We start from the raw sequence: 517 nt of genomic DNA, 5'->3' as shown, positions 1-517 counted from the left end.
AGGCGATGTCCATCGGGGACAGCTTCCACTGCCGGACCGGGTCGACCTGGCGGATCGCGAACCGGGTGCGCTGCTCGTTCTGGGAGACGGAGAACCAGAACTTGACCAGCCGGATGCCCGAGCGCACCAGCATTCGTTCCAGCTCCGGGGCCTGCCGCAGGAACTCCAGGTACTCCTTGCGGCTACAGAAGCCCATCACCCGCTCCACGCCGGCCCGGTTGTACCAGGAACGGTCGAACAGCACGATCTCACCGGCCGCCGGCAGGTGCGCCAGCCACCGCTGGAAGTACCACTGGGCGGCTTCCCGCTCGTCCGGCTTGGCGAGCGCCACCACCGACGCGCCACGTGGGTTGAGGTGCTCCATGAAGCGTTTGATGGTGCCGCCCTTGCCGGCCGCGTCCCGGCCCTCGAAGAGGATCACCAAACGCTCGCCGGACTCCTTGATCCAGTCCTGGAGTTTCAGCAGCTCGATCTGGAGCAGCCGCTTGTCGCGGTCGTACTCCTCGCGGTCCAGTCG

General features: G+C 66.9%; 1 protein-coding gene. It reads right to left on the bottom strand.

Translation table 11 applies throughout. The features are described from left to right. On the bottom strand, window positions 1-517 hold a 517-nt coding region (locus NIE111_RS29255; RefSeq protein WP_504859752.1), incomplete at both ends, for a polyphosphate kinase 2 family protein.

It is taken from the genome of Micromonospora hortensis (assembly GCF_022230935.1).
Classification (GTDB): Bacteria; Actinomycetota; Actinomycetes; order Mycobacteriales; family Micromonosporaceae; genus Micromonospora; species Micromonospora hortensis.
Note: the sequence above shows the minus strand (reverse complement) of the source record. Positions and strands in the feature narration are given on the sequence as shown.